General features: G+C 60.4%; 27 protein-coding genes and 1 pseudogene. 8 read left to right on the top strand and 20 right to left on the bottom strand.

The window, feature by feature from the left end; all coding sequences use genetic code 11:
- Positions 1 to 123: 123 nt before the first annotated feature.
- From ACYZTW_RS00215 to exbB, 6 genes are all read right to left on the bottom strand, one after another.
- Positions 124 to 1524 carry an aminoacyl-tRNA deacylase and HDOD domain-containing protein gene (locus ACYZTW_RS00215; RefSeq protein ID WP_462003275.1) on the bottom strand — a complete coding sequence of 467 codons (1401 nt, stop codon included), beginning with the start codon at positions 1522 to 1524 and terminating at the stop codon, positions 124 to 126.
- A 78-nt stretch (positions 1525 to 1602) separates the two neighbouring features.
- Complete coding sequence (gene recG / locus ACYZTW_RS00210; protein WP_462003274.1) at positions 1603 to 3678, bottom strand: ATP-dependent DNA helicase RecG; 2076 nt, start codon at positions 3676 to 3678, stop codon at positions 1603 to 1605.
- Positions 3679 to 3687: 9 nt separating this feature from the next.
- Entirely contained in the window at positions 3688 to 4617 is a 930-nt protein-coding gene (locus ACYZTW_RS00205) for a LysR substrate-binding domain-containing protein (protein WP_462003273.1), read from the bottom strand.
- A 266-nt stretch (positions 4618 to 4883) separates the two neighbouring features.
- Positions 4884 to 5633 (bottom strand): energy transducer TonB family protein, encoded by a 750-nt coding sequence (locus ACYZTW_RS00200; RefSeq protein WP_462003272.1) that lies wholly within the window; start codon positions 5631 to 5633, stop codon positions 4884 to 4886.
- A complete protein-coding gene (gene exbD / locus ACYZTW_RS00195) occupies positions 5630 to 6058 on the bottom strand; it encodes a TonB system transport protein ExbD (RefSeq protein WP_149630664.1) in 429 nt (142 codons plus the stop codon). Before exbD ends, ACYZTW_RS00200 begins: the two co-directional genes overlap by 4 nt.
- A 6-nt stretch (positions 6059 to 6064) precedes the next feature.
- A complete protein-coding gene (gene exbB / locus ACYZTW_RS00190) occupies positions 6065 to 7060 on the bottom strand; it encodes a tonB-system energizer ExbB (RefSeq protein ID WP_462003271.1) in 996 nt (331 codons plus the stop codon).
- A gap of 189 nt (positions 7061 to 7249) precedes the next feature.
- On the opposite strand from exbB, the gene ACYZTW_RS00185 reads away from it, so the two are divergent.
- Entirely contained in the window at positions 7250 to 8110 is an 861-nt protein-coding gene (locus tag ACYZTW_RS00185) for an SDR family oxidoreductase (RefSeq protein ID WP_462003270.1), read from the top strand.
- 141 nt (positions 8111 to 8251) lie between these two features.
- Here the strand turns inward: ACYZTW_RS00185 and ACYZTW_RS00180 are convergent, their stop codons facing one another.
- The 6 genes from ACYZTW_RS00180 to ACYZTW_RS00155 form a co-directional block, all read right to left on the bottom strand.
- Complete coding sequence (locus tag ACYZTW_RS00180) at positions 8252 to 8992, bottom strand: hypothetical protein (protein ID WP_462003269.1); 741 nt, start codon at positions 8990 to 8992, stop codon at positions 8252 to 8254.
- Positions 8993 to 9064: 72 nt separating this feature from the next.
- Positions 9065 to 9445, bottom strand: coding sequence for a RidA family protein (locus tag ACYZTW_RS00175; RefSeq protein ID WP_003229509.1), 381 nt, complete (start codon positions 9443 to 9445; stop codon positions 9065 to 9067).
- A gap of 24 nt (positions 9446 to 9469) precedes the next feature.
- Complete coding sequence (gene spoT / locus ACYZTW_RS00170; RefSeq protein ID WP_033059343.1) at positions 9470 to 11575, bottom strand: bifunctional GTP diphosphokinase/guanosine-3',5'-bis pyrophosphate 3'-pyrophosphohydrolase; 2106 nt, start codon at positions 11573 to 11575, stop codon at positions 9470 to 9472.
- A gap of 56 nt (positions 11576 to 11631) precedes the next feature.
- Entirely contained in the window at positions 11632 to 11895 is a 264-nt protein-coding gene (gene rpoZ / locus ACYZTW_RS00165) for a DNA-directed RNA polymerase subunit omega (RefSeq protein WP_007894670.1), read from the bottom strand.
- 167 nt (positions 11896 to 12062) lie between these two features.
- Entirely contained in the window at positions 12063 to 12683 is a 621-nt protein-coding gene (gene gmk, locus ACYZTW_RS00160; RefSeq protein WP_050681654.1) for a guanylate kinase, read from the bottom strand.
- Between the two features lie 12 nt (positions 12684 to 12695).
- Entirely contained in the window at positions 12696 to 13559 is an 864-nt protein-coding gene (locus ACYZTW_RS00155; RefSeq protein WP_462003268.1) for a YicC/YloC family endoribonuclease, read from the bottom strand.
- A 270-nt stretch (positions 13560 to 13829) separates the two neighbouring features.
- Here ACYZTW_RS00155 and rph point away from each other — a divergent pair, with 270 nt between their 5' ends.
- Both rph and ACYZTW_RS00145 read left to right on the top strand, forming a co-directional pair.
- Positions 13830 to 14552 (top strand): ribonuclease PH, encoded by a 723-nt coding sequence (rph, locus tag ACYZTW_RS00150; RefSeq protein ID WP_010465211.1) that lies wholly within the window; start codon positions 13830 to 13832, stop codon positions 14550 to 14552.
- A 29-nt stretch (positions 14553 to 14581) separates the two neighbouring features.
- Complete coding sequence (locus ACYZTW_RS00145) at positions 14582 to 14950, top strand: DUF4870 domain-containing protein (protein WP_462003267.1); 369 nt, start codon at positions 14582 to 14584, stop codon at positions 14948 to 14950.
- Positions 14951 to 15128: 178 nt separating this feature from the next.
- Here ACYZTW_RS00145 and ACYZTW_RS00140 read toward each other — a convergent pair whose 3' ends face one another.
- Positions 15129 to 15908 carry an exodeoxyribonuclease III gene (locus tag ACYZTW_RS00140; protein ID WP_007934608.1) on the bottom strand — a complete coding sequence of 260 codons (780 nt, stop codon included), beginning with the start codon at positions 15906 to 15908 and terminating at the stop codon, positions 15129 to 15131.
- 82 nt (positions 15909 to 15990) lie between these two features.
- Here ACYZTW_RS00140 and pyrE point away from each other — a divergent pair, with 82 nt between their 5' ends.
- Positions 15991 to 16635: an orotate phosphoribosyltransferase gene (gene pyrE, locus ACYZTW_RS00135; protein WP_007934609.1), complete on the top strand. Its 645-nt coding sequence runs from the start codon at positions 15991 to 15993 to the stop codon at positions 16633 to 16635.
- A 203-nt stretch (positions 16636 to 16838) separates the two neighbouring features.
- On the opposite strand, the gene argB is transcribed toward pyrE, so the two are convergent.
- From argB to coaBC, 5 genes and pseudogenes are all read right to left on the bottom strand, one after another.
- The gene (argB, locus tag ACYZTW_RS00130; protein ID WP_109626724.1) at positions 16839 to 17744 is read right to left on the bottom strand and encodes an acetylglutamate kinase; all 906 of its coding nucleotides are present in this window, start codon (positions 17742 to 17744) and stop codon (positions 16839 to 16841) included.
- A 25-nt stretch (positions 17745 to 17769) separates the two neighbouring features.
- A pseudogene (locus ACYZTW_RS00125) lies at positions 17770 to 19173 on the bottom strand (phosphomannomutase/phosphoglucomutase); the annotation flags it as partial.
- Positions 19167 to 19364, bottom strand: coding sequence for a hypothetical protein (locus tag ACYZTW_RS00120; protein ID WP_462003266.1), 198 nt, complete (start codon positions 19362 to 19364; stop codon positions 19167 to 19169). The gene ACYZTW_RS00120 and the pseudogene ACYZTW_RS00125, both read right to left, overlap by 7 nt.
- 127 nt (positions 19365 to 19491) lie before the next feature.
- Positions 19492 to 19947 (bottom strand): dUTP diphosphatase, encoded by a 456-nt coding sequence (gene dut, locus ACYZTW_RS00115; RefSeq protein WP_462003265.1) that lies wholly within the window; start codon positions 19945 to 19947, stop codon positions 19492 to 19494.
- Between the two features lie 5 nt (positions 19948 to 19952).
- Positions 19953 to 21161, bottom strand: a complete 1209-nt coding sequence (gene coaBC, locus ACYZTW_RS00110) for a bifunctional phosphopantothenoylcysteine decarboxylase/phosphopantothenate--cysteine ligase CoaBC (RefSeq protein WP_462003264.1) — start codon at positions 21159 to 21161, stop codon at positions 19953 to 19955.
- Positions 21162 to 21297: 136 nt separating this feature from the next.
- On the opposite strand from coaBC, the gene radC reads away from it, so the two are divergent.
- The gene (gene radC / locus ACYZTW_RS00105; RefSeq protein WP_462003263.1) at positions 21298 to 21972 is read left to right on the top strand and encodes a RadC family protein; all 675 of its coding nucleotides are present in this window, start codon (positions 21298 to 21300) and stop codon (positions 21970 to 21972) included.
- A gap of 139 nt (positions 21973 to 22111) precedes the next feature.
- On the opposite strand, the gene ACYZTW_RS00100 is transcribed toward radC, so the two are convergent.
- Entirely contained in the window at positions 22112 to 23698 is a 1587-nt protein-coding gene (locus ACYZTW_RS00100) for an ABC transporter substrate-binding protein (RefSeq protein ID WP_462003262.1), read from the bottom strand.
- Between the two features lie 445 nt (positions 23699 to 24143).
- Here ACYZTW_RS00100 and rpmB point away from each other — a divergent pair, with 445 nt between their 5' ends.
- On the top strand, positions 24144 to 24377 hold the full coding sequence (gene rpmB, locus ACYZTW_RS00095) for a 50S ribosomal protein L28 (RefSeq protein ID WP_007894701.1): 234 nt from the start codon (positions 24144 to 24146) through the stop codon (positions 24375 to 24377).
- Between the two features lie 11 nt (positions 24378 to 24388).
- The gene (rpmG, locus tag ACYZTW_RS00090; RefSeq protein WP_007894709.1) at positions 24389 to 24544 is read left to right on the top strand and encodes a 50S ribosomal protein L33; all 156 of its coding nucleotides are present in this window, start codon (positions 24389 to 24391) and stop codon (positions 24542 to 24544) included.
- 187 nt (positions 24545 to 24731) lie between these two features.
- Here rpmG and ACYZTW_RS00085 read toward each other — a convergent pair whose 3' ends face one another.
- Positions 24732 to 25094, bottom strand: a complete 363-nt coding sequence (locus tag ACYZTW_RS00085; protein ID WP_462003261.1) for a cupin domain-containing protein — start codon at positions 25092 to 25094, stop codon at positions 24732 to 24734.
- Between the two features lie 307 nt (positions 25095 to 25401).
- Between ACYZTW_RS00085 and ACYZTW_RS00080 the strand changes: the two genes are divergently transcribed.
- Complete coding sequence (locus ACYZTW_RS00080) at positions 25402 to 26895, top strand: aldehyde dehydrogenase (RefSeq protein ID WP_008150178.1); 1494 nt, start codon at positions 25402 to 25404, stop codon at positions 26893 to 26895.
- The last annotated feature ends 18 nt before the right edge of the window (positions 26896 to 26913 follow it).

Below are 26913 nucleotides of genomic sequence, written 5' to 3'. Positions count from 1 at the left end.
CAGGCTCGCTCCCACAGGGGTTGTGGTGGTTCGGGTGGATCGGCGGGGGATTCATCGCGGGCAAGCCTCGCTCCTACAGGGTTTTGGTGATCCTGTGGGAGCGAGGCTTGCCCGCGATTGGTTTTAGGCCTGGGTGAATTGCGAAGCCAGTTCGCGCAGCAGGACTTCGGCTTCGAGGACTTTGCTGACCACGTCGTTGGCTTTGTCGCGAGTCAGCCCCACACGCTCCAACAACGCATCCGGGATGTCTTCATCCGGCCCGGAGCCGATCCCGCGACTACGCAACAAACGCACGGCCAAGCACACGAGGTTCGGGTATTCGGCGTAGTCGCCGTCGTAGCCCGGATCGTGCTGGAAGCGCAGCGCCGTAGCCAGTTCATCCGGCATGTCCCAGTAGCGCATCAGCCACGAGCCGATCTGTTCACGGCTGATGCCCAGCAAGTGTTGCTCGACGTAGCTGTGGCACAGGTGCGGGTTGACCTCCAGGTGGCGGCAGATCAACGAGAAGTGCGGCGGGAAGACGTGGGCCAGCAGCAAGTAGCCGAAGTTGTGCAGCAGGCCGGCGAGGTAGGTCAGGCCGGCTTCCGGACGCTGTGCGCGCGGCATGGCGCGGGTCAGGCCTTCGATGACGGCGGCGGTGTAGATCGATTGCTGCCAGTACGGCGTGGTGTGTTGCGGGTGGTCTTTGGGCAGGCTCAGGGTTTTGCCCAAGGCCAGGCCCAGCGCCAGGTTGATCACCAGGTCGAAGCCCAGGACCCGGACGATGGCGTCTTCTACTGAACGAATCTTGCCCGGCGAGGCGTAGTACGGCGACGCCGCCCAGCTCACAACCTGTGCGGCCAGGGCCGGGTCGGTTTCGACCACGCCGGTGATGTCGTCGATGGTGGCGTTGGGGTCGACGCGCAGTTTGATGATTTTCTGCGCGGTCTCGGCCAGCGGCGGAATCTCGATGGTTTCTTCCAGGCGCTGCTGGATACGCCGCGCGGTGAACGCTTGAACGGCTTGGGTGATTTCCTCGCGGTCATCGTGAGGGCGGTCGAGGTTCGGGCGAATGCTGGTCAGGGCTTCACCGAAGTTGGCGGCGCTGGCCTTGGTCAGCATGGTCTTGAAGTCTTCACTGGTGACTTCCAGCAGCACGCCGGGCTCACCCGAGTTGATCAGCAACTTCGGCTCGCGCAGCAGGCTTTCTTCATACAGGCACGGTGAGCTGGTGAGCGCCGGCATGCCGGGCAGCAGGCTCAGGTTGTGTTTGCCGAGCATTTTGACCAGGCGTTCGGTGGACACGGCGGTGAGGCGGCGGCCGGTCAGTTCGGCGAGGCGATTGAGGTCCAGCAATTGGCTCTGCGGGAACAGCACCATGAGCGTGCCCACGGCGTCATCGAGCAGAACAGCCTGCACTTTGCGTGCGGCGTTCAGGCCGTGATGGTCGAGGACTTCTTCGTAGGCGATACCCAATTTGCCCAGCATCAGCCGAATAACCGACGGAGCGTGCGGGGAGGCGGGTGCGAGGGCAACTTCGGTCATGGTCTGTATCCGTTTTAAAACAATGGCAGGAGTATAACCAGCTTGCTCAGAACGGTGGTTCAGAAACTGCGACGGTGCTCACACTTGGCCGTATTGCTGCCCATGACGTAACCAGCGGTCGAGCAGCGGGCTGACGTGATCTGGCCAGCGCTCCAGCAGCGCTTGGGCGGCGTCGCGCACGGCGGGCAGCAGATCGGCGTCGCGCATCAGGTCGGCGACCTTGAATTGCAGCAGGCCGGTTTGACGCGTACCGAGCATTTCGCCGGGGCCGCGCAGCTCAAGGTCTTTTTCGGCGATGACAAACCCGTCGTTGGTTTCGCGCATGATGCCCAGGCGCTGACGGCCAATTTGCGACAGCGGCGGATGGTAGAGCAGCACGCAATGGCTGGCGGCGCTGCCTCGCCCCACGCGACCGCGCAACTGGTGCAATTGCGCGAGCCCGAGGCGTTCGGGGTTTTCGATGATCATCAGGCTGGCGTTGGGCACGTCGACGCCGACTTCAATCACCGTGGTCGCGACCAGCAGTTGCAGGTTGCCGGCCTTGAATTTGGCCATGACCGCGGCTTTTTCGACGGGCTTCATGCGGCCGTGGATCAGCCCGACCTTCAGCTCGCCGAGGGCGGCGGTGAGGTCTTCGTAGGTGGTTTCGGCGGCCTGGCAGGTGAGCTCTTCTGACTCTTCAATCAGCGTGCACACCCAATAGGCCTGACGTCCTTCAGCGCAGGCGCCGCGCACCCGTTCGATGACTTCGACGCGCCGGGTATCGGTGATCAGCACGGTGTTCACCGGGGTCCGGCCGGGCGGTAGTTCGTCGAGGATCGAGGTGTCGAGGTCAGCGTAGGCACTCATGGCCAGCGTCCGGGGAATGGGTGTGGCGGTCATGATCAGTTGGTGCGGACACATCCGCCCGCCGACACCTTTCTGCCGCAACGCCAGCCGTTGCTGCACGCCGAAGCGGTGCTGTTCGTCGATGATCGCCAGTGCGAGATTCTTGAACTGCACTTCGTCCTGGAACAGCGCGTGGGTGCCGACCACCATCGGTGTGCCGTTGGCAATCTGCTCCAGTGCGGCCACGCGGTTCTTGCCTTTGAGCTTGCCGGCCAGCCACGCGACTTCAATGCCCAGCGGTTCGAGCCAGCGCTTGAAGGTGATGAAGTGCTGTTCGGCGAGGATTTCGGTGGGCGCCATCAGTGCGACTTGATAGCCGGCCTCCAAGGCCTGGAGTGCGGCGAGGGCGGCGACCACGGTTTTACCCGCGCCGACGTCACCCTGAATCAGCCGCAGCATCGGTTCGTGCTGGCTCATATCGTAGGCGATTTCGTTGCCGACACGCTGCTGGGCACCCGTCGGTGCGAAGCCCAGATTGGCCAAATATTTGGCCGGCAGCCGGGTGGCTTTTGGCATCGCTGGCGCGCGCAGGGAACGCATGCTCTCACGCAGACGTTGCTGGGACAGTTGATGCGTCAGCAGTTCTTCGAAGGCCAGACGATGCTGGGCCCAGTGATGGCCGAGGGCGAGTTCGTCGACGTCGGCATCGGCGGGCGGGTGATGCAGGTAACGAATCGCATCGGCCAGCGGCGCCAGTTGATAGTCCCGCGCCAGTTCGCTCGGCAGCCAGTCGGGTAGGCTGGTGGGCCCGAGCATCGTCAGGGTTTGCATGCACAGTTGGCGCAGACGCTGTTGGGTCAGGCCTTCGGTGAGCGGATAAACCGGGGTCAGGGTTTCGTCCACCGGCGGCGGCTCGTCACCGGTGATGGCGCGGTATTCCGGGTGATAGATTTCCAGACCCGACGCACCGGGCCGCGCTTCGCCATAGCAGCGAATCCGTGTGCCGCGTTTGAGGCCTTCTTTCTGGGCGTTGCTGAAATGGTAGAAACGCAGACTGAGCCCGCCGGTGCCGTCCTGAAGACGAACAACGAGGCTGCGGCGGCGGCCCATGACCACATCGGCGCCGCTGACGGTGCCTTCGATCACCGCGTCCTGGCCCGGTCGCAAATGGCCGATCGGGACCACGCGAGTGCGGTCCTGGTAACGCAGCGGCAGGTGGAACAGCACGTCCTGGAGATTCTCCAGGCCGACCTTGGCCAATTTCTCGGCCATGGCCTCGCCGACCCCCTTGAGTGCCGTCACCGACACTTGCGACAACTCGGTCATGGCAGCGACTTAGGCCGCAACCACCGGTGCTTGCGGCTTGGCCACCGAGCACAGGCGAATGGAGTCAGCGAGGATTTCAATCGCCTTCGGCCGCGGGAAGCTCGCGCGCCAGGCGATGGCCACGGTGCGGAACGGCACAGGAGGCGACAATGGGCGCACTTCGAGGACACCGGGGGCGTAGTGATGACTGTCGACCGCCGACAGCGGCAGGATCGAGATACCCAAGCCGGACGCAACCATGTGACGGATGGTTTCCAGGGAGCTGGATTCCACCGTGGTGTGCTTGGCGCCGTCGTTGCCTTTGGCCAGGGTCGGGCAGGCTTCCAGCACTTGATCGCGGAAGCAGTGGCCTTCGCCGAGCAGCAGCAGGCTCTTGTCGTTGAGCAGGGCGGCGTCGATGGATTCTTTTTGGGTCCACGGGTGCTGGGCCGGCATCAGGACGTAGAACGGCTCGTCGTAGAGCTGGAGGGTCAGCACGTCGGCCTCGTTGAACGGCAGGGCGATGATGATCGCGTCGAGCTCGCCGTTGCGCAGTTTGTCGCGCAGCACGTGGGTGAAGTTTTCTTCGATGTACAACGGCATCTGCGGGGCGACCCGGTGCAGTTGTGGAATCAGGTGCGGAAACAGGTACGGGCCGACGGTGTAGATGGCGCCGACTTTCAGCGGCGCGGTCAGCTGGTTCTTGCCGGCCTGGGCCAATTCGCGGATGCCTTGGGCCTGTTCCAGGACTTTCTGCGCCTGGGCGACAATGCCTTCGCCGACCGGGGTCAGGCGCACGGCACTCTTGCTGCGCTCGAAAATCAGCACACCGAGTTCGTCTTCAAGCTTTTTCACGCCCACCGACAGGGTCGGCTGGCTGACATGGCAACGCTCGGCCGCGTGGCCGAAGTGCTGCTCTTGGGCGAGGGTAACGATGTAGCGTAATTCTGTAAGAGTCATAGCAAGCGTCCATGAAGTTGCGAGCCAAGCATACCGCCTGCAATCGATAGACGCACGTTATCAGACTGAGTGCGTTGAGTGACACAGGGCAAAGCGGGTTTGCCGCTGGCGGACATGCAAAAGGTACATTTTCGGTGCCTTTATGGCTGCTGCATGACCTTGGGGGAGCGAGCCTGCTCGCGAAGGCGGTGTAACAGTCAACGAAGATGTTGAATGTAATGGCCTCTTCGCGAGCAGGCTCGCTCCCACATGGGTTTGTCGGTGACTTAACGCCGGCGTTTTTCCAGCGAGTAAACAAACGGTGCAACGATTTCGATGGAGCCGTTGGTCAGCATATCCGCCGGTGGCTTGGGCAGTGGTTGAGCCTCGCGGATCATTTGCAGGGTGGCGCGGTCCAGATCGGCGTTGCCGGAAGGGCTCGCCAGTTCGAACGACAACACATTACCTTGCGCATCCACCACGAAACGTAGACGGTTCACACCTTCCTTGTTCCGCATCTTTGCAGCGGGTGGATACTTCTTATGCTTGGCCAAATGCGCGAGCAATTCGCTCTGCCAACTGGCCTTGGCGGCTTGCTGTGCGGGTGACGGACCTGGCGCTGGCTGTGCGGACTTTTCGGTCGGCGCCTGAGTCGGTTGCGCGTCGCTCGGTTTTTCCTCGGACGGCTTCTCTTTAGGCGGTTCCGGCTTTTTCTCCACAGGCTTGGGCGGTTGAGGCTTGGGCTTGGGCTTGACCGGTTTCGGCACCGCAATTTCGGCCTTCGGCACTTCAGCCAGTTTCGGTATCGGCAGTTCTTCCACCGGGGCGGGTGGCTGTGGCGGCGTGATGACCTTCGGCGGTGCCGGCGGTGGCGGTGCCGGAAGCGGCGCCAACTCGACCATCATCGCCTGCGGCGGCAGCTCGATCGGTGGGCGCGACGTCCAGTTCAGCGCCAGCGCAATGGCCAGCGCATGGACGCCCAGCACCACGGCCAGGCTCGCGCTGTAACGCGTCAGCTTTTGGCGCGTCGTGATCATTTCTTGACTGCCGTCTCGAGTCCGACCAGACCCACCTTCAGGTAACCGGCGGAGCGCAGGTTGTCCATCACGCTCATCAGGTCGCCGTAATCCACGCCTTTATCGGCCTGGAAGAAGATCGTCGTGTCTTTCTTGCCTTTGGTCTTGGCGTCGAGGGTGGCGCCGAGTGCTTCGGCCTTCACTTCGTCTTCGCCGAGGAACAGGCGCTGGTCAGCCTTGACGCTGAGGAACACCGGTTTCTCCGGCCGCGGTGCCGGTTTGGCGCTGGACGCGGGCAGGTCGACCTTGATGTCTACGGTGGCGAGCGGGGCCGCCACCATGAAGATGATCAACAGCACCAGCATCACGTCGATGAACGGTGTGACGTTGATTTCGTGGTTCTCGGCCAGATCGTCGTCTGCGCCTTCTCTCAAATGCAGGCCCATGGCCGATTACCCCACTTTCACCATGTGCGGTTGCGAGCTGCGCTCGGACGGCTGGTGGTCGAGGTCGCGGCTGACCAGCAGCAGGACTTCTGCTGACGCATCGGACACCTGCGCCTTGTAACCGGCAATGGAGCGGGCAAAGACGTTGTAGATCACAACGGCCGGAATCGCCGCAACCAGACCCAGCGCGGTCGCCAGCAGGGCTTCGGCGATGCCGGGAGCCACGACGGCGAGGTTGGTGGTCTGGGTTTTGGCGATGCCGATGAAGCTGTTCATGATGCCCCACACGGTACCGAACAGGCCGACGAACGGTGCGGTGGAGCCGATGGTGGCGAGTACGCCGGTGCCGCTGCTCATGTTGCGACCGCAGGCTGCAACCAGGCGCTCAAGGCGGAAGGCGACGCGTTCCTTGATACCTTCTTTCTCGCGGCTGTTGACCGACAAGCGCATCTCTTCCAGGGCGTCATGCACCAGCAAGTTGGCGAGGGTGCCTTGCTGGGTGGCTGTCGCACTGGCTTCTTTAAGCGTGGTGGCTTTTTTCAGGTGGACGATTTCGGTGCGCAGACGACGCTTGGCGCCCATCAGCTCGAAACCCTTGGCGATCCAGATGGTCCAGGTGATGATCGAGGCGATGGCCAGGCCGATCATCACGATTTTCACGATAATATCGGCGTTCTTGTACATGCCCCATGGTGACAGGTCGTGGGCCATGCCCAGCGAGTTGTCCTCTTCTTGCGGCTCGTTCATCTTCTTCGCCGCTTCGCCGAACTCGGCTAATGCTTTTTGTACTTCCGGAGGCAGGGACGAAGTATCGACGCTACCGTCAGGATTTCTCGGTACGTCAGGTATTGCTTGAGCCGAAGGCTCATGGGCGACGGATGCCGAGGCTTCGTCAGCGAAGGCGGCGACCGGTGCGAGCATCAGGGTAAGCAGCAGGGCGGCCAGAGCGCTCCAGGCGCGAGGTCGTTTGGTAGGCGAAGCGGGGAATTGATTGGGTGTCATGCTGGCCGGACCTGAGAAAGAAAAACGGTAGATGCTCTTCCAGGCCTCGTGAGGCCGAGAACAAAAGTGGCCGGCATTATTGCAATTAATTCTTGTTAACAAAAGTAATAGCGTCTCTTTTTTTCCTCCATTACTAGCCGCTCATCCATTTCGGGCGCTAGTCTGTACCTTTCCTGAGGGAGTTTTCTGATGTCCGCGCCTTCTGTTTTGATCGCCGGCTGCGGTGATGTCGGCAGTCGTCTGGCCACGCAATTGTTGGCTTCCGGGTGGGAAGTTCATGGCCTGAGGCGTGACGTCTCACGCCTGCCCAAGGGCGTAATTGGCGTTGCCGGTGACTTGTTCAATGAAGACTGTCCAGCGACCTGGCCGGTCGGAGCGGTGGATTACCTGGTGTATTGCGCGGCCGCTACCGATCACGACGAAGCCGGTTACCGCGCGGCCTATGTCCAGGGTTTGCAGCATGTGCTGGAGTGGCTGAACGACTACGGGCAGGTGCCCAATCGCCTGCTGTTTGTTTCCAGCAGCAGTGTGTATGGCCAGCAGAATGGCGAGTGGGTCGACGAGACTTCGCCGGCTGAGGCGGGAGCCGGTTATTCCGGCCGCTTGATGCTGGAAGCCGAACAAGTGGCGCTCGATAGCGGCATCCCGGCCAGTATCGTGCGTTTGACAGGCATTTACGGCCCCGGTCGTGAATTCTTGCTGACGCAGGTTCGTCGGGGTTATCGCGTGGCCATTGATCCACCGCTGTATGGCAACCGCATCCACGCCGACGACGCGGCAGGCTTGCTGGCATTTCTGCTTGAGGCGGATCGGCGCGGGGTGGCGCTGGATGACGTCTATATCGGTGTGGACGACGCACCTGCGCCGCTGGCCGAAGTGGTGGGCTGGTTGCGTGAGTATCTGGGCGTGACCGAATGGGCTGAGGACGCGAGCGTGCGGCGCACGGGTAGCAAGCAATGCAGCAATGCCCGGGCGAAGGCCTTGGGCTGGACACCGAAGTACCCAAGCTTTCGCGAAGGCTACGCCGCCATCCTCGAAGGCCGCGGCTAACTCTCAAACACCACAAACCAATTGTGGGAGCGAGCCTGCTCGCGAAGGGGCCATAACATTCAACATTTTTGTTGGCTGTTACACCGCTTTCGCGAGCAGGCTCACTCCCACATGGGTTTTGTGTTGGCCTTCAGGGCCGGGTTACTGCTTCTCGAGCAACCACTTGCGCTCACCCGGCGTGAACTGAGGCATCTCGTCCGCCTGAGCAGTGTTCACAGCCTGCACAATTTCCAGTTCCTTGCCCTTGCGCGCAAAGATCCAGGTATTGCCTTGGCCGTTCACTTGCAGCCACATATTGTCATTGCCGCCGCTCATCGATGCGCAATCGCCCGCCAGGCAAAGGGCATAACGATCTGCACCCGGTAAACCGGCAACCTGGCCATCGGCCTGGAACTGCACGGAATTGCCTTCGCCTGGGCCGCTGACGATCTTCCAGCTGCCGCCCATGTAGGCGGTGTAGAGCGCGCGTTCGAAGCTCGCGCCAATCGGTGCACCATCCGGCACCGGAATCAGCGCGCGGTCAAAGACCTGCTCCGGTTCGTTGTCGCTGGCGGCCTGGCTCAGTTGCTTGCCGTCACGCTTCAGCTCGCTGGCGGAGCTGCCATAAAAGTCGACTTTCCAGGCACCGGACGCTTCGCCCAGCAGCTTGCCGTCGACGTTTTCAAAACCATTGGTGTAGCGGGCCTGACTGGCCTTGGTGTTGACGTCCCATTCCAGGTTCGGGCCATAAGCCTGGAGCGCTTCACGCAGGAGGCCGCCTTTGGACGCAGCGTCGATCGCCACCTGATTGATCCAGGTGCCGCTGATGTCACGGTCGGCAGGGTTGCTGGCACATCCGCCCAAGAGTAGGGCGACCAGCGAGAGAGCTAGCGCTTGGCGCATGGTGGAATCCTTTCAGAAACGCTTTTTATACATACAGCAGCGGCGCAACCTTAAAAGGCTGCGCCGGATGTATTACTCGATGACCAGAATGGCATCCATTTCAACCTGCGAACCCTTTGGCAGGGCCGCTACGCCGATGGCGGCGCGGGCAGGGTAGGGCTGGTCAAAGTACTTGCCCATGATCTCGTTGACCTTGGCGAAGTGGCTCAGGTCGGTGAGGAAGATGTTCAGTTTGACGATGTCTTTGAACGAACCACCGGCTGCTTCGGCCACCGCTTTGAGGTTCTCGAACACCTGGACGGTCTGGGCTTCGAAGCCTTCAACCAGTTCCATGGTTTTTGGGTCCAGAGGAATTTGACCCGACATGTAAACGGTGTTGCCAGCCTTGATCGCCTGGGAGTAAGTACCGATGGCGGCCGGGGCCTTGTCGCTGGTGATAACAGTCTTGGTCATGAATGACTCCTTGTAATAGGTGGCTTACGCACGCATGCGGGTGATGCGAATCACCCCGGTCAGGGCGCGCAGTTTCTTGATCACGCGGGCCAGGTGCACGCGGTCGTGCACGCTGACCACCAGTTGGACCACGCTGATGCGACCATCGCGTTCGTCCATGCTGATTTTTTCGATATTGCCGTCGGCCGCGTTGACGCTGCTGGCCAGCAGAGCGATCAGGCCGCGCTGGTGTTCCAGCTCGACGCGCAGTTCGACATTGAATTCGCCGGTGACATCCTTGGCCCACGAGAGCTGGATGCATTTTTCCGGGTTGTGGCGGATTTCGCTGATATTGCGGCAGTTGTCCAGGTGCACGACCATGCCTTTGCCCGCGGACAGGTGGCCGACAATCGGGTCGCCCGGGATCGGTGTGCAGCACTTGGCGTAACTGAGTACCAAGCCTTCGGTGCCGCGAATCGCCAGCGGGCCTTCCGCGCTCGGCAGCTGTTCGCCTTCACCAAGCAGTCGGCGGGCGACCACATAGGCCATGCGATTGCCCAGGCCGATGTCTTCGAGCAGGTCTTCGATCAGTTCCAGGCGGTACTCGGTGAGCATCGCCTTGACGCGCTCGGCCGCGACTTTTTCCAGGGAGCTGTCGAAACCATTGAGGACCTTGTTCAGCAGGCGTTCGCCGAGGCTGATGGACTCGGAGCGGCGTTGCAGTTTCAGCGCATGGCGGATGTGGGTCCGCGCCTTGCCGGTGACCACGAAGTTGAGCCACGCCGGGTTCGGCCGCGCGCCGGGGGCGCTGACGATCTCGACCGTGGAGCCGCTTTGCAGCGGTTCGGACAGCGGTGCGAGACGACGATTGATCCGACAGGCAATGCAGCTGTTGCCCACGTCGGTGTGCACTGCGTAAGCGAAGTCGACCGCCGTGGAGCCTTTGGGTAGCTCCATGATCCGGCCTTTGGGCGTGAACACGTAGACCTCGTCCGGGAACAGGTCGATCTTCACGCTCTCGATGAATTCCAGCGAGTTACCAGCCCGTTGCTGCATCTCCAGCACGCCCTTGACCCACTGACGGGCACGGGCGTGAGTGCCTTTTGGCTGCTCGTCACCGCTGGATTTGTACAGCCAATGGGCGGCGATGCCGTTGTTGGCCATCTCTTCCATTTCACGGGTGCGGATCTGAATCTCGATCGGTACACCGTGCATGCCGAACAGCGTGGTGTGCAGCGACTGGTAGCCGTTGGCCTTGGGGATTGCGATGTAATCCTTGAAGCGCCCCGGCAACGGTTTGTACAAATTATGCACAGCACCCAACACGCGGTAGCAGGTATCGACCTTGTCGACGATGATCCGGAACGCATAGACGTCCATAATCTCGTTGAAGGCCCGACGCTTGCCCCGCATTTTCTTGTAGATGCCGTAGAGGTGTTTCTGGCGACCGCTGACCTCGCCCTGAATGCCGTCGATGGCCAGGCAGTGGCTGAGGGATTCTTCGATCTTGTTGACGATTTCCTTGCGGTTGCCCCGGGCGCGTTTGACCGCCTGGTTGATCCGTGCGGAACGCATCGGGTGCATCGCCTTGAAGCCGAGGTCTTCGAATTCTATGCGGATGGCGTGCATGCCCAGCCGGTTGGCGATGGGCGCATAGATTTCCAGGGTTTCCTTGGCGATCCGGCGGCGTTTTTCGCCGGACAGGACTTCCAGCGTCCGCATGTTGTGCAGGCGGTCAGCCAGCTTGACCAGGATCACGCGAATGTCGCGGGCCATGGCCATGGCCATTTTCTGGAAGTTTTCAGCCTGGGCTTCGGCCTTGGTCTCGAAGTTCATCTGGGTCAGTTTGCTGACCCCATCGACCAGTTCGGCCACGGTTTCGCCGAACTGCGCTTGCAGCGCTTCCTTGGCAATACCGGTGTCTTCGATCACGTCATGCAGCATCGCAGCCATCAGGCTCTGATGGTCCATGTGCATGTCGGCAAGAATATTCGCAACCGCGAGGGGGTGCGTGACGTACGCCTCACCGCTACGGCGGCGTTGGCCATCGTGGGCTTGTTCGGCGTAGAAGTACGCTCGGCGGACCAGGTTGACCTGGTCCTTGCCGAGGTAGGTCGATAAGCGATCGGCGAGGGCGTCTATGCTCGGCATGATGAATCCTGCCGTTCGCTGTGACCCCGCGCCGTGCTACGTCGACCAGGCATGGCTTAGACTGCCTCGTTGGACTCGTCCTCGAACGCTGCGAACAGCGGTTCGTCTTCGACGATTTCAGCGTTGGCGATGAACTCGTAGCTCATCAGGCCTTCAGCGATTTCACGCAAGGCTACAACGGTAGGCTTGTCGTTTTCCCACTGAACCAGTGGCTCTTTGCCGCCGGTGGCCAGTTGACGGGCACGCTTGGTAGACAGCATGACCAGCTCAAAGCGGTTTTCCACGTGGTTTAGGCAATCTTCAACGGTTACGCGGGCCATGGTATTCCTCGGAGCGAATGCAATATGCGCGCTGCCCGGTTGGGCGAGCGGACTCGACAGTTTAAAAAATCACCAGCGATTAGGGAAGCGCTGATTTTTTGACCAAGCCCTTCAACGCGCTGCAAGTGCCAATGTAAAGCCCTTGCAACAGTTTTGGGAAGAGCTGTTTAGCCGAGCAATTCGGCCAAAAGTTTTCCGTGACGCTGCTGCTGGCGCTTCTGATGCAGCTGATTGGCACGGAAAATCGCCTGCAAATCGCGCAGTGCGTGGGCGAAATCGTCGTTGATGATCAGGTAGTCATAGTCGACGTAGTGGCTCATTTCGCTGACGGCTTCGCGCATCCGGCCTTCGATGATCTCATCGCTGTCCTGGCCGCGATTGGTCAGGCGCTGGTGCAAGGCTTGCAGGGACGGCGGCAGAATGAAGATCGAGCGGGCCTGGGGCATCAACTTGCGCACTTGCTCTGCACCCTGCCAGTCGATTTCCAGAATCAGGTCGTGGCCTTCGTCCAGGGTCTGCTGCAGATGGCTTTGCGAAGTGCCGTAGAGATTGCCGAACACTTCGGCGCGCTCGAGGAAATCCCCATGCTCGATCATCTTCACGAACTCGCTGCGTTCGACGAAGTGATAGTTCACGCCGTTCACTTCACCGGGGCGCATGGCGCGGGTGGTGTGGGAGACGGAGACGCGGATCTCCTGATCAGCGTCGGTCAGGGCCTTGACCAGGCTGCTTTTGCCCGCGCCCGAAGGTGCGGAAATGATGTACAGGGTGCCGGTGCTGTGGGTCATGTCAGGGTTGCCTTACTCAATATTCTGCACTTGTTCGCGCATCTGCTCGATCAACACTTTGAGGTTGACCGCCGCCTGGGTGCTGCGCGGGTCGAAGGCTTTTGAGCCCAGTGTGTTGGCTTCGCGGTTGAGCTCTTGCATCAGGAAGTCCAGGCGCCGACCGGCAGCACCACCGGATTTGAGCACCCGGCGAACTTCGATGATGTGAGTGCTCAGGCGATCCAGTTCTTCGGCGACGTCGCTCTTTTGCGCGAGCATGACCATTTCCTGCTCCAGCCGCTGCGGGTCCATCTCGGCCTTCATGTCGGCGAAGCGGTCGAGGACTTTCTGGCGCTGGGTAGCGAGCATTTGCGGGACCAGTTCACGCAGGGTCACCACATCTTCTTCAATGGAGGTCAGGCGATCGTTGATCAACCGCGCCAGCTCCGCACCTTCGCGCTCGCGGCCAGCCTTGAGTTCTTTCAGGCCTTCGTTGAACAGCGCCAGGGCTTCGGCATTCAGGGCTTGCGGGTCGGTCGCGTCGCCCACCAGCACGCCGGGCCAGGCCAGGACTTCCAGCGGGTTCAGCGCGGCCGGATTTTTGATCAGGGCGGCGATGGTCTCGGCGGCGGCGACCAATTGCGCGGCGCGTTCGCGGTCCACTTGCAGTGGTTTGTCAGTATTTTCTTCGGTGAAGCGCAGGGTGCATTCGAGCTTGCCCCGGGAGATTCCCTGGCGCAGGGCTTCGCGGACCGCGCCCTCGAGGTCGCGAAAGGATTCCGGCAGACGCAAGTGCGGCTCCAGGTAGCGGCTGTTGACCGAGCGCAGTTCCCAGCTCAGGGTGCCTTGGGCGCCGGCTCTTTCGACGCGGGCGAAGGCGGTCATGCTGTGCACCATGGAGGTACCTCGCAATGCAGGTTCATGCGTTACCAAAGGTTTCGCAGGCCTGATCTATATGAATTTAAGCCCAGAGGCAGCAAAGGCGCAGGATTGTAGCGCAGTGGGGCGAATGCGCCCAAACACACGGTGTGACAAAGGGCTGCAGGCCGTCGGTAAAGCGCTATTCAGGGCCCTCAGTCGTCGGGGGATTTTTTTAGAAGTGCCCACTCGCGGCCCTGCGGCTCTATAATGCTCCGCAGTTTTCCGTCCCCCGTACAGGTACTCCCTATGAAACGTCCAAGTGGTCGCGCTGCCGATCAGCTCCGCTCGATCCGCATTACCCGCAACTACACCAAACACGCCGAGGGATCTGTACTGGTCGAGTTCGGTGATACCAAAGTCATCTGCACCGTCAGCGTCGAGAACGGCGTGCCGCGTTTCCTCAAAGGTCAGGGCCAAGGCTGGTTGACCGCTGAATACGGCATGCTGCCGCGTGCCACTGGCGAGCGTAACCAGCGTGAAGCGAGCCGCGGCAAGCAAGGCGGCCGTACCCTGGAAATCCAGCGTCTGATCGGTCGTTCCCTGCGTGCTTCGCTGGACATGTCCAAGCTGGGCGACGTCACCCTGTACGTCGACTGCGACGTGATCCAGGCAGACGGCGGCACCCGCACCGCGTCCATCACCGGCGCCATGGTTGCACTGGTCGATGCCTTGAAAGTGATCAAAAAGCGTGGCGGCCTGAAAGGCGGCGACCCGCTGAAGCAAATGATCGCTGCCGTTTCGGTCGGCATGTACCAGGGCGAGCCTGTGCTCGACCTCGACTACCTGGAAGACTCGGCTGCCGAGACTGACCTGAACGTAGTAATGACCAGCACTGGCGGCTTCATCGAAGTCCAGGGTACTGCCGAAGGCGCTCCGTTCCAGCCGGAAGAACTGAACGCTATGCTTGAATTGGCGAAGAAAGGCATGACCGAAATCTTCGAACTGCAAAAGGCTGCACTGGCCGACTGATCGGATCTGCTCCAACCAAGGAGGACGCCATGAGTGACGAGCAACAGCTGCTTCCCACCCCGAGCAAAGAGGTTCGGCAGTGGGCAATGTTTTGTCACCTGTCCGCCTTGCTGGGGATCTGGATTCCGTTCGGGACGTTGATCGGCCCGCTGATTCTCTGGCAGATGAAGCGCGAGATGGACCCGTTCATCGATGCGCAGGGCAAGGAGGCGCTGAACTTTCAGATCACCGTCGCCATTGCCTCCGCCATCTGCTTCCTGCTGATGGTGGTGATCGTCGGGTTCTTCCTGTTCGGTCTGTTGGCGATCGGTGCGCTGGTGCTGACGATCATCGGCGGCGTGAAGGCCAACGAAGGGGTGCCTTACCGGTATCCATTCACTTGGCGGTTGATCAAGTAAGCCACGACACAAATCCATTGTGGGAGCGAGCCTGCTCGCGATTAGGCCTTCACATTCAACATCAATGTGACTGGTCTACTGCTATCGCGAGCAGGCTCACTCCTACAAAAAGCCAGAAATCAGCGCACACAAAAAAGCCGACACTGATGTCGGCTTTTTTGTGTGTGCGAAACGACGCTTAGATAGTCAGCGTCCAGTCGTAGTCCACGATCAGCGGCGCGTGCTGCGAGAACCGTGGCTGACGAGGCAGGCGCGCGCTACGTACGAAGCGGCGCAGGCCCGGTGTCAGCAACTGATAGTCGAAACGCCAACCGAGGTTGAGCATTTCAGCCTGTTCGTTATCCGGCCACCAGCTGTACTGGTCACCTTCCCGGCTGACTTCACGCAGGGCATCGACATAGCCCATGTTGCCGACAATCTCGTCCATCCAGGCACGTTCAGGTGCCAGGAAACCCGGGGATTGCTGGCTGTCACGCCAGTTCTTGATATCCAGCTTCTGTTGCGCCACGTACAGCGAGCCACAGTAAATGTACTCGCGACGTTTGCGTCGCTGTTTATCCAGATAACGGGCGAAGTCGTCCATTAGCTTGAACTTCTGGTTCAAGTCTTCATCGCCGTTCTGCCCCGAAGGGAGCAGCAAGGTCGCGATGCTGACCTTGTCGAAATCGGCTTGCAGGTAGCGCCCGTAGCGGTCGGCTGTCTCGAAGCCGAGACCGCTGATGACTGCCTTCGGTTGCAGCCGCGAATACAAAGCCACGCCACCTTGGGCGGGAACTTCAGCTTCGCAGGCATAAAGGAAGTAGCCATCCAGTTGGAAAGCTGGATCGTCCAGTTCAAAGGCGGAGGCGCGGGTGTCCTGCAGGCAGATGACGTCGGCATTCTGTGCTTGCAGCCAACTGAGCAAACCTCGCTCCACTGCAGCCTGAATACCATTGACGTTCACACTGATGATCCGCATAAATGGCCCCAAAAATCGCGTGCGTGTATGATACACGGCGTCAACCTAATTAGCTAAATCCGTGGTATTTGGGGTTTTTTTCATGCAAGCGTATCAGCGCGATTTCATTCGTTTTGCCATCGATCGCGGCGTTTTGCGCTTCGGCGAGTTCACCCTGAAGTCCGGACGCACCAGTCCTTACTTCTTCAATGCCGGCCTTTTCAACTCGGGTTCGGCCCTTGCGCAGCTGGGTCGTTTCTACGCGGCAGCCATCGTCGAGAGCGGTATTTCGTTCGATGTATTGTTTGGCCCGGCCTACAAAGGCATCCCTTTGGCGGCGACCACCGCAGTGGCCCTGGCCGAGCATCATGACCGTGATTTGCCATGGTGCTTCAACCGCAAGGAAGCCAAGGCTCACGGCGAAGGCGGCAGTCTGGTCGGCGCACCGTTGACCGGCGACGTGCTGATCATCGACGACGTGATCACCGCAGGCACTGCCATCCGCGAAGTGATGCAGATCATCGCTTCCCAGGACGGTGCCAAAGCCGCCGGCGTGTTGATCGCCCTGAACCGTCAGGAACGTGGCAACGGCGAGTTGTCGGCCATCCAGGAAGTGGAGCGCGACTTCGGCATCCCGGTGATCAGCATTGTTTCGTTGAACCAGGTGCTCGAATTCCTGGCGGACGATCCGCAGCTCAAGCAACACCTGCCAGCGGTTGAAGCCTACCGCGCACAGTTCGGCGTCTGACCGCATTTCCCTGTGGTATCGGGCTTGTGTGGCGAGGGAGCTTGCTCCCGCTGGGCTGCGTAGCAGACCCAAGGATTTTGTGAGTGCTGCGCACTCTAGCGGGAGCAAGCTCCCTCGCCACAAAAGTTGGATTGTCACAGGGATCGCAGGCAAAAAAAGACCCCGCTCAGCCAGGCTGAGCGGGGTCTTTTTGTATGGGTTGCTTAGGGACGCTTGCGATTGCTGATCAAGGTACCCACACCGGTATCGGTGAAGATCTCAAGCAGGATTGCATTCGGCACCCGACCATCAATGATCAACGAGCTGCCCACGCCACCTTGCACTGCTTCCAGCGCGCAACGGATCTTCGGCAGCATACCGCCGTAGATGGTGCCGTCAGCGATCAGGTCGTCAACCTGTTGGGTGGTCAGGCCGGTCAGGACCGTGCCCGACTTGTCCATCAGGCCGGCGATGTTGGTCAGCAGCATCAGCTTTTCAGCCTTCAGCGCTTCGGCAACTTTACCGGCCACCAGGTCGGCGTTGATGTTGTACGACTCGCCGTTGGCACCGACGCCGATGGGTGCGATCACTGGAATGAAGTCGCCTTTGACCAGCAGGTTCAGCAAGTCGGTGTTGATCCCGACCACTTCGCCCACCTGGCCGATGTCGATGATTTCCGGTTGGGTCATCTCCGGCGTCTGGCGGGTCACGGTGAGCTTCTTCGCACGAATCAGCTCGGCGTCTTTACCGGTCAGGCCGATGGCGCTGCCGCCATGACGGTTGATCAGGTTGACGATGTCCTTGTTGACCTGGCCGCCGAGGACCATTTCCACCACGTCCATGGTTTGCGCGTCAGTGACGCGCATGCCATCGATGAAGTGGCTCTCGATCGACAGACGCTTGAGCAGGTCGCCGATTTGCGGGCCGCCACCGTGAACCACCACCGGGTTAATGCCAACAGCTTTCATCAGCACGATGTCGCGGGCGAAGCCGGTTTTCAGCTCCTCGCTTTCCATCGCGTTGCCGCCGTATTTGATCACCAGCGTCTTGCCGACATAGCGGCGAATGTAAGGCAGCGCTTCGGACAGGACCTTGGCGGTGTTGGCGGCGGCTTCGCGTTCGAGGGTCATTCAGGGCTCCGGGTGCTTCGTTAAATCAAAACGGTAATTGGAGATCAGGGGCAACACGCTTCAACTGGACTTTGAATACATCCTTGATGCGCTGCAATTCCGCCTCGTCATCGGCCTCGAAGCGCAGCACCAGCACCGGTGTGGTGTTGGACGCGCGCACCAGGCCCCAGCCTTTGGCGTAGTCGACTCGCACGCCGTCAATGGTGGTCAGGTCGGCGCCTTCGCCCCACTTCGCGTCGTGCAGTGCATCAATGATGCTGAATTTGCTCTCTTCGGTCACATGGATATTGATTTCCGGCGTAGAAATATCATTCGGGAAGGTCGCAAACAGCTCTTCCGCGGTGGATTTTTCTTTGCTGAGGATCTCCAGCAGACGCGCGGCGCTGTAAATGCCGTCGTCGAAACCGAACCAGCGTTCCTTGAAGAAGATGTGCCCGCTCATTTCGCCGGCCAACAGGGCGCCGGTTTGTTTCATTTTCTTTTTGATCAGCGAGTGACCGGTCTTCCACATTAGCGGACGACCGCCATATTCCTTGATCAGCGGCGTCAGGCGACGGGTGCATTTGACGTCGAAGATGATTTCCGCATCAGCATTGCGCGCCAGCACGTCGCGAGCGAACAGCATCAGCAGGCGGTCCGGGTAGACGATGCTGCCGGTGTTGGTCACTACACCGACGCGGTCGCCGTCGCCGTCGAAGGCCAGGCCGAGGTCAGCGTTGGTTTCCTTGACCTTGGCGATCAGGTCGACGAGGTTTTCAGGCTTGCCCGGATCCGGGTGGTGGTTCGGGAAGTTGCCGTCGACGTCGCAGAACAGCGGGATGACTTCGCAGTTCAGCGCTTCGATCAATTGCGGGGCAATCACACCGGCCGCGCCGTTGCCGCAGTCGACGACGACTTTGAGGCGGCGGGCGAGTTTGATGTCCTGGACGATTTCGGTGTTGTAGCGGTCGAGAATCTCGACCTGGGTGATGCTGCCCTTGCCGCTGCTCAGATTGTTAGTCTTGAGGCGTTCGTGCAGGGCCTGGATCTGTTCATTGGCCAAAGTGTCGCCAGCGATGACGATCTTGAAGCCGTTGTAGTTCGACGGGTTGTGGCTGCCGGTGAGCATCACGCCGGATTTGCCGGCCAGCACGTTGGCGGCATAGTACAGCGCAGGCGTTGGCACCAGGCCGACGTCGCTGACGTGGCAGCCGCTGTCGGCAAGGCCTTTGATCAGTTGTTCGACCAGTTCCGGGCCGGACAGGCGACCATCGCGGCCGACGGATACGTTCGGTTCGTTCTGGGCCAGGCTCTGGGAGCCGATGGCGCGACCGAGCCAATAAGCGGTTTCAGCGTTCAAAAATTCCGGGACGGTGCCGCGAATGTCGTAGGCGCGGAAGATGCTGTCGGGGAACTTGGGTGCGACTTGGGCTGGGCTGCTCATTACTGGAAATGCTCCATCTCGAAGGGTGGCTGGACCTGCTGCGAAGAACTCGTCGACAGGCTCAAACTGAAGGGTATGACGACGTTTTCTACTGAGAGTTCGTGGTGTGCAAAGGCCATGATGCCGAGTGCAGCGAGCAATTGGCTGGTCAATGCCTTGATTTCCAGTGATAAACCTTCCAGATGACGGCTGTGCAATTCAGTGCAAAACCTGTGGGAGCGAGCCTGCTCGCGATAGCGGACTCGCAGGCGACACCTGTGTCGAATGTGCAACCGTCATCGTCGGAACGCCGCCCGGAGCCGGCTCGCTCCCACAAGGAAATCATCAATGGCTGCCCGAGTGCCCGAAACCGCCAGCGCCGCGTTCGGTTTCAACGAATTCTTCGACCATCTCGAAGTGCGCTTGAACCACCGGCACCAAAACCAGCTGGGCCAAACGCTCGCCCACCACCATGTTGAAGTCGGTCTGGCCACGGTTCCAGCACGACACCATCAGCGGGCCTTGATAGTCGGAGTCGATCAGGCCGACCAGGTTGCCCAGCACGATGCCGTGCTTATGGCCCAGGCCCGAGCGCGGCAGAATCAGCGCCGCCAGGCCTGGATCGCCGATGTACACCGACAGGCCGGTAGGAATCAGCAGGGTTTCGCCCGGCTTGATGACGGTGTCTTTTTCCAGCATGGCGCGCAGGTCGAGGCCGGCGGAGCCTGGCGTGGCGTACTGCGGCAGCGGGAAATCGGTACCGATGCGAGGGTCGAGGATCTTGGCTTGCAAAGTGTGCATGTAAATTAAACCTGGTTCAGACGTTCGGCGATAAAAGTGATCAGCTGGCGAGCAATCTTGCTCTTGCTGGTCTGGGCGAAAAGTGTGGCGTGTAGCTGGCGGTCGATCACGCTGCAGGCGTTTTCTTCGCTGTTGAAGCCAATGCTCGGGTTGGCGACGTCGTTGGCGACAATCAAATCGAGGTTCTTGTCTTTCAACTTGCGTGCAGCGTAATCGAGCAAGTGTTCGGTTTCGGCGGCGAAACCGACACTGAACGGACGGTCAGGACGAGTGGCAATGGTGGCCAGAATGTCTGGGTTACGCACCATTTGTAGCAACAAGCCGTCGCCGTTCGTAGGGTCTTTCTTGAGTTTCTGTGGGGCGACGACTTCCGGGCGGTAATCCGCGACCGCTGCCGAGGCGATGAACAGGTCGCAAGGGATCGCGGCTTCACAAGCGGCGAGCATGTCGCGGGCGCTGACCACGTCGATGCGTGTGACACGATCCGGGGTCGGCAGGTGCACCGGGCCGGTGATCAGGGTGACGCGGGCGCCGGCTTCCACCGCGGCTTCGGCCAGGGCAAAGCCCATTTTCCCGGAGCTGTGGTTGGTGATGTAGCGCACCGGGTCGATGTTTTCCTGGGTCGGGCCGGCGGTGATCAGCACGTGTTTGCCGGTCAGCGCCTGACGCTGGAAGCAGTCCGCCGCGCACTGCGCGAGGTCGGTGGCTTCGAGCATGCGGCCCATGCCGACGTCGCCGCAGGCCTGGCTGCCGGAGGCTGGACCGAAGGTTTTCAGGCCACGGCTTTCGAGGGTTTGCAGGTTGGCTTGGGTCGCCGGGTCGCGCCACATGGCCTGGTTCATCGCCGGCGCCACGGCGACCACGGCGTCGGTGGCCAGCACCAGCGTGGTCAGCAGGTCGTTGGCAATGCCTTGGGCCAGGCGGGCGATCAGGTCCGCGGTGGCGGGGGCGATCAGCACCAGGTCGGCCCATTTGGCCAGTTCGATGTGGCCCATCGCAGCTTCGGCTGCCGGGTCCAGCAGGTCGAGGTGGACCGGGTGCCCGGACAAGGCCTGCATGGTCAGCGGCGTGATGAACTCGCAGCCACCACGGGTCATGACCACGCGCACTTCGGCGCCCTGGTCGATCAGGCGGCGAACCAGGTCGGCGCTTTTGTAGGCAGCAATGCCACCGCCGACGCCCAGAACGATGCGTTTCCGATACAGCCGCTGCATAGGTCTGCCTTTCATTTCGTTGATGACTGCATGGCGATACCCCCTCCCCAGGGGTGAAATCGCCCGCAAAAAAGATGGGCTACGATATCACAGCGACCGCTACGGAACAGCGGCGCCCACAGACCAGGGAGGTGCTATGAGTATTCGTGATTGGCCGGCGGCCGAGCGGCCGCGGGAGAAGCTATTGGAGCACGGCTCGGCGAAATTGTCGGACGCCGAGTTGCTGGCTATTTTTCTACGAACCGGCGTGTCCGGCAAAAGCGCGGTGGATCTGGCGCGACACCTGTTGAATCAGTTTGGCAGTTTGCGCTCGCTGCTGGAGGCGGATCTGCGAACCTTCAGTGGGGAGCTCGGGCTCGGTCCGGCGAAGTTTGCGCAGTTGCAGGCAGTGCTGGAAATGGCCCGACGGCATTTGGCCGAACGGCTGCGCCACACCTCGGTACTGGAGAATCCGCTGGCCGTGCGTGATTACCTCAAGTCGATGCTGCGACATGAGCCTCATGAGGTTTTCGGCTGCCTGTTTCTGGATTCAAAGCACCGGGTGCTGGCGTTTGAATCGCTGTTTCGCGGCTCCATCGACACCACTAGCGTGTACCCGCGGCAGGTGGTCAAGCGCGCGCTGGCGCACAACGCCGCAGCGCTGATCCTGTGCCACAACCATCCGTCGGGCAATCCTGAACCTAGTCAAGCCGACCGACTGCTGACCAAGCGCCTGCAAGAGGCGCTGGACCTGATTGATGTGCGGGTACTCGACCATTTCATCATCGGGGACGGCGATCCGCTGTCCATGGCCGAGTACGGGTGGATGTGAGCGAGGTTTTCGGAGTTAAGTGAGTCTCTTGTGGGAGCGAGCCTGCTCGCGAAGGCGTCGTGTCAGTCAACCTATTCAGTGACGGAATGGACGCTTTCGCGAGCAGGCTCGCTCCCACAGGGTTTTGTGGCGACGCGGATTATTTGAGGATGACCTTCGAGTAATCCTGACGACCAAACGGACTCACTTGATACCCCTCAACGTCTTTGCGCGTCAGCGCGAAGGCAGTCGGGTGGGCCAGCGGCAGCCACAGCGCCTGTTGCTGGATCTGCGCCTGAGCCTGCTCGTAGAGCTTGGTGCGCACACCTTGCTCGCCGGTGGTCTTGCCGGCACTGATCAGCTTGTCCAGGTCCTGGTTGCAATAGCGGGCGAAGTTGGTGCCGGACTTGACCGCGGCGCAAGAAAACTGCGGCGTGAGGAAGTTGTCCGGGTCGCCGTTGTCGCCCGCCCAGCCCATGAACAGCAGGTCGTGCTCGCCAGCCTTGGCGCGGCGAATCAGTTCGCCCCATTCGATCACGCGAATCTCGGCCTGAATGCCGATTTCTGCGAGGTCGGATTGCAGCATTTGAGCGCTGAGGCTCGGGTTCGGGTTCAACAGGCTGCCGGAAGGTCGGGTCCAGATGGTGGTCTGGAAACCGTCCTTGAGCCCGGCCTTGGCCATCAGTGCGCGGGCCTTTTCGACGTCGTGCGGGTAACCCGGCAAGCCTTTGGCGTAGCTCCAGGTGTTGGGCGGATAAGGCCCGTTGGCGGGCTCGGCGGTGTCTTCGAACACGGCTTTGACGTAGTTGGCCTTGTCGAACGCGAGGTTGATCGCCTGACGTACTTCAGGCTTGTCCAGTGGTGGATGCTGGCTGTTGATGCCGACGAACGCGGTCATGAACGCGTCGGTTTTTTCGACTTTTAGCGTTGGTTCTTTCAGCGCTGCCTGTACGTCCAGCGGCTTGGGTGAGAGGGCGATCTGGCATTCGTTACGGCGCAATTTCTGCAACCGCACGTTGGCGTCCGGGGTGATGGCGAAGACCAGTGGGTCCACCGATGGCTTGCCGCGGAAGTAATCCGGGTTGGCCTTGTAGCGAATCGAGGCATCTTTCTGGAAGCGCGTGAAAATGAACGGGCCGCTGCCGATTGGCTGGCTGTTGAGTTTTTCCGGGGTGCCGGCCTTCATCAATTTGTCGGCATATTCGGCGGAATAGATCGAGGCGAAGCCCATGCTCAGCGTCGCGAGGAAGGTCGAGTCCGGGTGATCAAGGGTAAAGCGCAGGGTCAGCGGGTCCAGTGCGTCGATTTTCTTGATCAGTGCAGGCAATTGCATCGACTGGGCATGCGGGAAGCCGCTCTGGGCGACTTTGTGCCAGGGGTTTGCCGGGTCGAGCATACGGTCGAAACTGAACTTCACGTCTTCGGCGGTCAGGTCACGCGTCGGGCTGAAATATTCAGTGCGGTGAAACTTCACCTGCGGGTGCAATTTGAAAACGTAGTTGAGGCCGTCGGGTGTGACTTCCCAGCTGTCTGCGAGGCTGGCGACCACTTTGCCGCTGGCGGTGTCGAAGTCCACCAGGCGGTTCATCAGCACGTCGGCCGAGGCGTTGGTGGTGGTCAGCGAGTTGTATTGCACCACGTCGAACCCTTCCGGGCTTGCCTCAGTGCAGACGCTCAGCGCGGCGGCATGGGCCAATGGGCTCAGCAGAAGAGGGGCGAGCAACAGCGGTAGGGCAGCGAGGCGCATGGTCGGATTCCTTTACAGATCGAAGGCCCATCTGCAAGTGCAGTCTGGAAAAGGCTTACCCTAGTGGGCTCTTTTGCAAATGACTATCCCCTTTTTCATTTTAAGGGGACTATGTGCGCTTGTTTTCGGTGATGCGGGCCGAGGAAAACCCGGAATCGGTCGATTGGCCGATTCTCTGCGACGAGCGGTCTTAATCGGCGACAGCCTTTATCCAAGGCGCCCGGCGCCGGAAAAGTGGGGAATTTATCAAGTCCGCGCACACGGAATGTTGTTGCTCTTCAGTCTTTCTGGTATAAAGCAGCGCTCTTTTCTAGGGGCCCGGTTCCTTCACTGTAGGTGTAGCCGGTAAGACCTCTAAAGAAACGCGGCGCCTGGCGCCAAATGACTGAGAGATTAAGCGGCCAACCCATGCCGGGTTGGGCATGTGGTTTTAGAGGGCTGAGGCATGTCGAGAGTATGTCAAGTTACCGGTAAGGGTCCGGTGACTGGGAATAACATTTCCCACGCAAACAACAAAACCCGTCGTCGTTTCCTGCCGAACCTGCAGCATCACCGCTTCTGGGTTGAAGAAGAGAAACGTTTCGTGCGTCTGCGCGTATCTGCCAAAGGCATGCGTATCATCGACAAGCGTGGCATCACTGTCGTGCTGGCCGAAATCCGCAAAGCTGGCAAGATCTAAGGGAGCTAATCATGCGTGAATTGATTCGTTTGATTTCGAGCGCCGGTACTGGTCACTTCTACACTACCGACAAGAACAAGCGCACTACTCCGGACAAAATCGAGATCAAGAAATTTGATCCGGTTGTTCGCAAGCACGTGATCTACAAAGAAGGCAAAATCAAGTAATTGATTTTTCCCTCTTACGAAAAAGGCCCGTATCGCGAGATACGGGCCTTTTTTGTTGCCTGAGTTTTGTGGTGTCCGCTAGGGCCTCATCGCGAGCAGGCTCGCTCCCACAGGTTTTGTGATCAACACAACTCCCCTGTGGGAGCGAGCCTGCTCGCGAAAGCGTCGGCCCAGACAGCCTGAATCCTCAAGCCTTCTGTTCAAACGCCACATAGATCTTGCGGCACGGCTCCAGCACTTCCCAGGTACCTCGGAACCCGGCCGGGATTACGAAGCGATCGCCTGCGCGCACGGTTTTACCGTTGCCTTCGTTGTCGCGCAGCACTGAAACGCCTTGCACGATTTCGCAGTATTCATGCTCGGTGAAGTTGACGTGCCACTGGCCGACTGCGCCTTCCCACACACCCGCATTCAACTGGCCGCAAGGACTGTTGTAGTGGTTGTAAACCACTTGCTCGGGGTCACCCTTCAGGATTTTCGCCTGGTCCGGTCTGTAGCGCTCGGGCTCGGTGGTGGCCTGGCTGAAGTCGACGATGTCCTGGATGCTCATTTTTATAATCCCCCGTGATTGCGGCGCGAGTGGTGGGTGTCCGGTCTCACAAATACTGTTACTTTTTGACGTCAAAAGAGGAACGTATTTGCGAGGCCGGACACTGGAAAACCCAAAGTCTATGTTTATTAAAATGAACACCGCAAGGCCGTTTACCGACCTTGTGTCAAATATATTGAAACAACCCCGGCCACTGGTTTAGGGTGGCAGTTGCCTTGGGCCGAAAAGCAGGCTGGCCGGGCAGAATTCCTGAGGACGCCCGCGAAGAACGCGGCGCGCTCGTATTCAACAAGAGGAGGACACTCGTATGACCACCCTGACTCGTGCCGATTGGGAACAACGGGCTCGCGATCTGAAGATCGAAGGCCGCGCCTACATCAATGGCGAATACACCGATGCTGTCTCCGCCGAGACCTTCGAGTGCATCAGCCCGGTCGATGGCCGTCTGCTGGGCAAGATTGCCAGCTGTGACGCCGCCGATGCCCAGCGCGCTGTTGAAAATGCCCGCGCCACCTTCAATTCCGGCGTCTGGTCGCGTCTGGCGCCGACCAAGCGCAAAGCCACCATGATTCGTTTCGCCGGCCTGCTGAAACAGCACGCCGAAGAGCTGGCCCTGCTTGAAACCCTGGACATGGGCAAGCCCATCAGCGATTCCCTGTACATCGACGTTCCAGGCGCGGCGCAAGCCCTGAGCTGGAGCGGTGAAGCCATCGACAAGATCTACGACGAAGTGGCCGCGACCCCGCATGATCAGCTGGGTCTGGTCACTCGCGAGCCGGTCGGCGTCGTCGGCGCCATCGTGCCGTGGAACTTCCCGCTGATGATGGCTTGCTGGAAACTCGGTCCGGCGCTGTCCACCGGTAACTCGGTGATCCTCAAGCCGTCCGAAAAATCCCCACTGACCGCCATCCGCATTGCCGCGCTGGCCGTTGAGGCCGGCATCCCGAAAGGCGTGCTGAACGTCCTGCCAGGTTACGGTCACACCGTCGGCAAAGCCCTGGCCCTGCACAATGATGTGGACACCCTGGTGTTCACCGGTTCGACCAAAATCGCCAAGCAACTGTTGATCTACTCCGGCGAATCGAACATGAAACGCGTCTGGCTCGAAGCCGGCGGTAAGAGCCCGAACATCGTGTTCGCCGATGCGCCGGACCTGCAAGCTGCCGCTGAATCGGCTGCCGGCGCCATCGCCTTCAACCAGGGCGAAGTCTGCACCGCCGGCTCGCGCCTGCTGGTGGAGCGCTCGATCAAGGATAAATTCCTGCCGCTGGTGATCGAGGCCCTCAAAACCTGGAAGCCGGGCAACCCGCTGGACCCGGCGACCAACGTCGGCGCGCTGGTGGATACTCAGCAGATGAACACCGTGCTGTCCTACATCGAATCCGGCCACACCGACGGCGCGAAACTGGTGGCGGGCGGCAAACGCATTCTTCAGGAAACCGGTGGCACCTACGTTGAGCCGACCATTTTCGACGGCGTCAGCAACGCGATGAAAATTGCTCAGGAAGAAATCTTCGGCCCAGTGCTGTCGGTGATCACTTTCGATACCGCCGAAGAAGCCATTGCGATTGCCAACGACACGCCGTATGGCCTGGCCGCAGCGGTGTGGACCAAGGATATTTCCAAGGCTCACCTGACCGCCAAGGCACTGCGCGCCGGTAGCGTGTGGGTCAACCAGTACGACGGCGGCGACATGACGGCCCCGTTCGGTGGCTTCAAGCAGTCCGGCAACGGTCGCGACAAGTCGCTGCACGCGTTCGACAAGTACACCGAGCTGAAGGCGACCTGGATCAAGTTGTAAGTCGTTAAAGGGAGCCTG

This window comes from Pseudomonas sp. LB3P25, assembly GCF_054897985.1.
The sequence above is the reverse complement of the archived record's forward strand: the minus strand, read 5'-3'. Positions and strand labels throughout refer to the sequence as shown.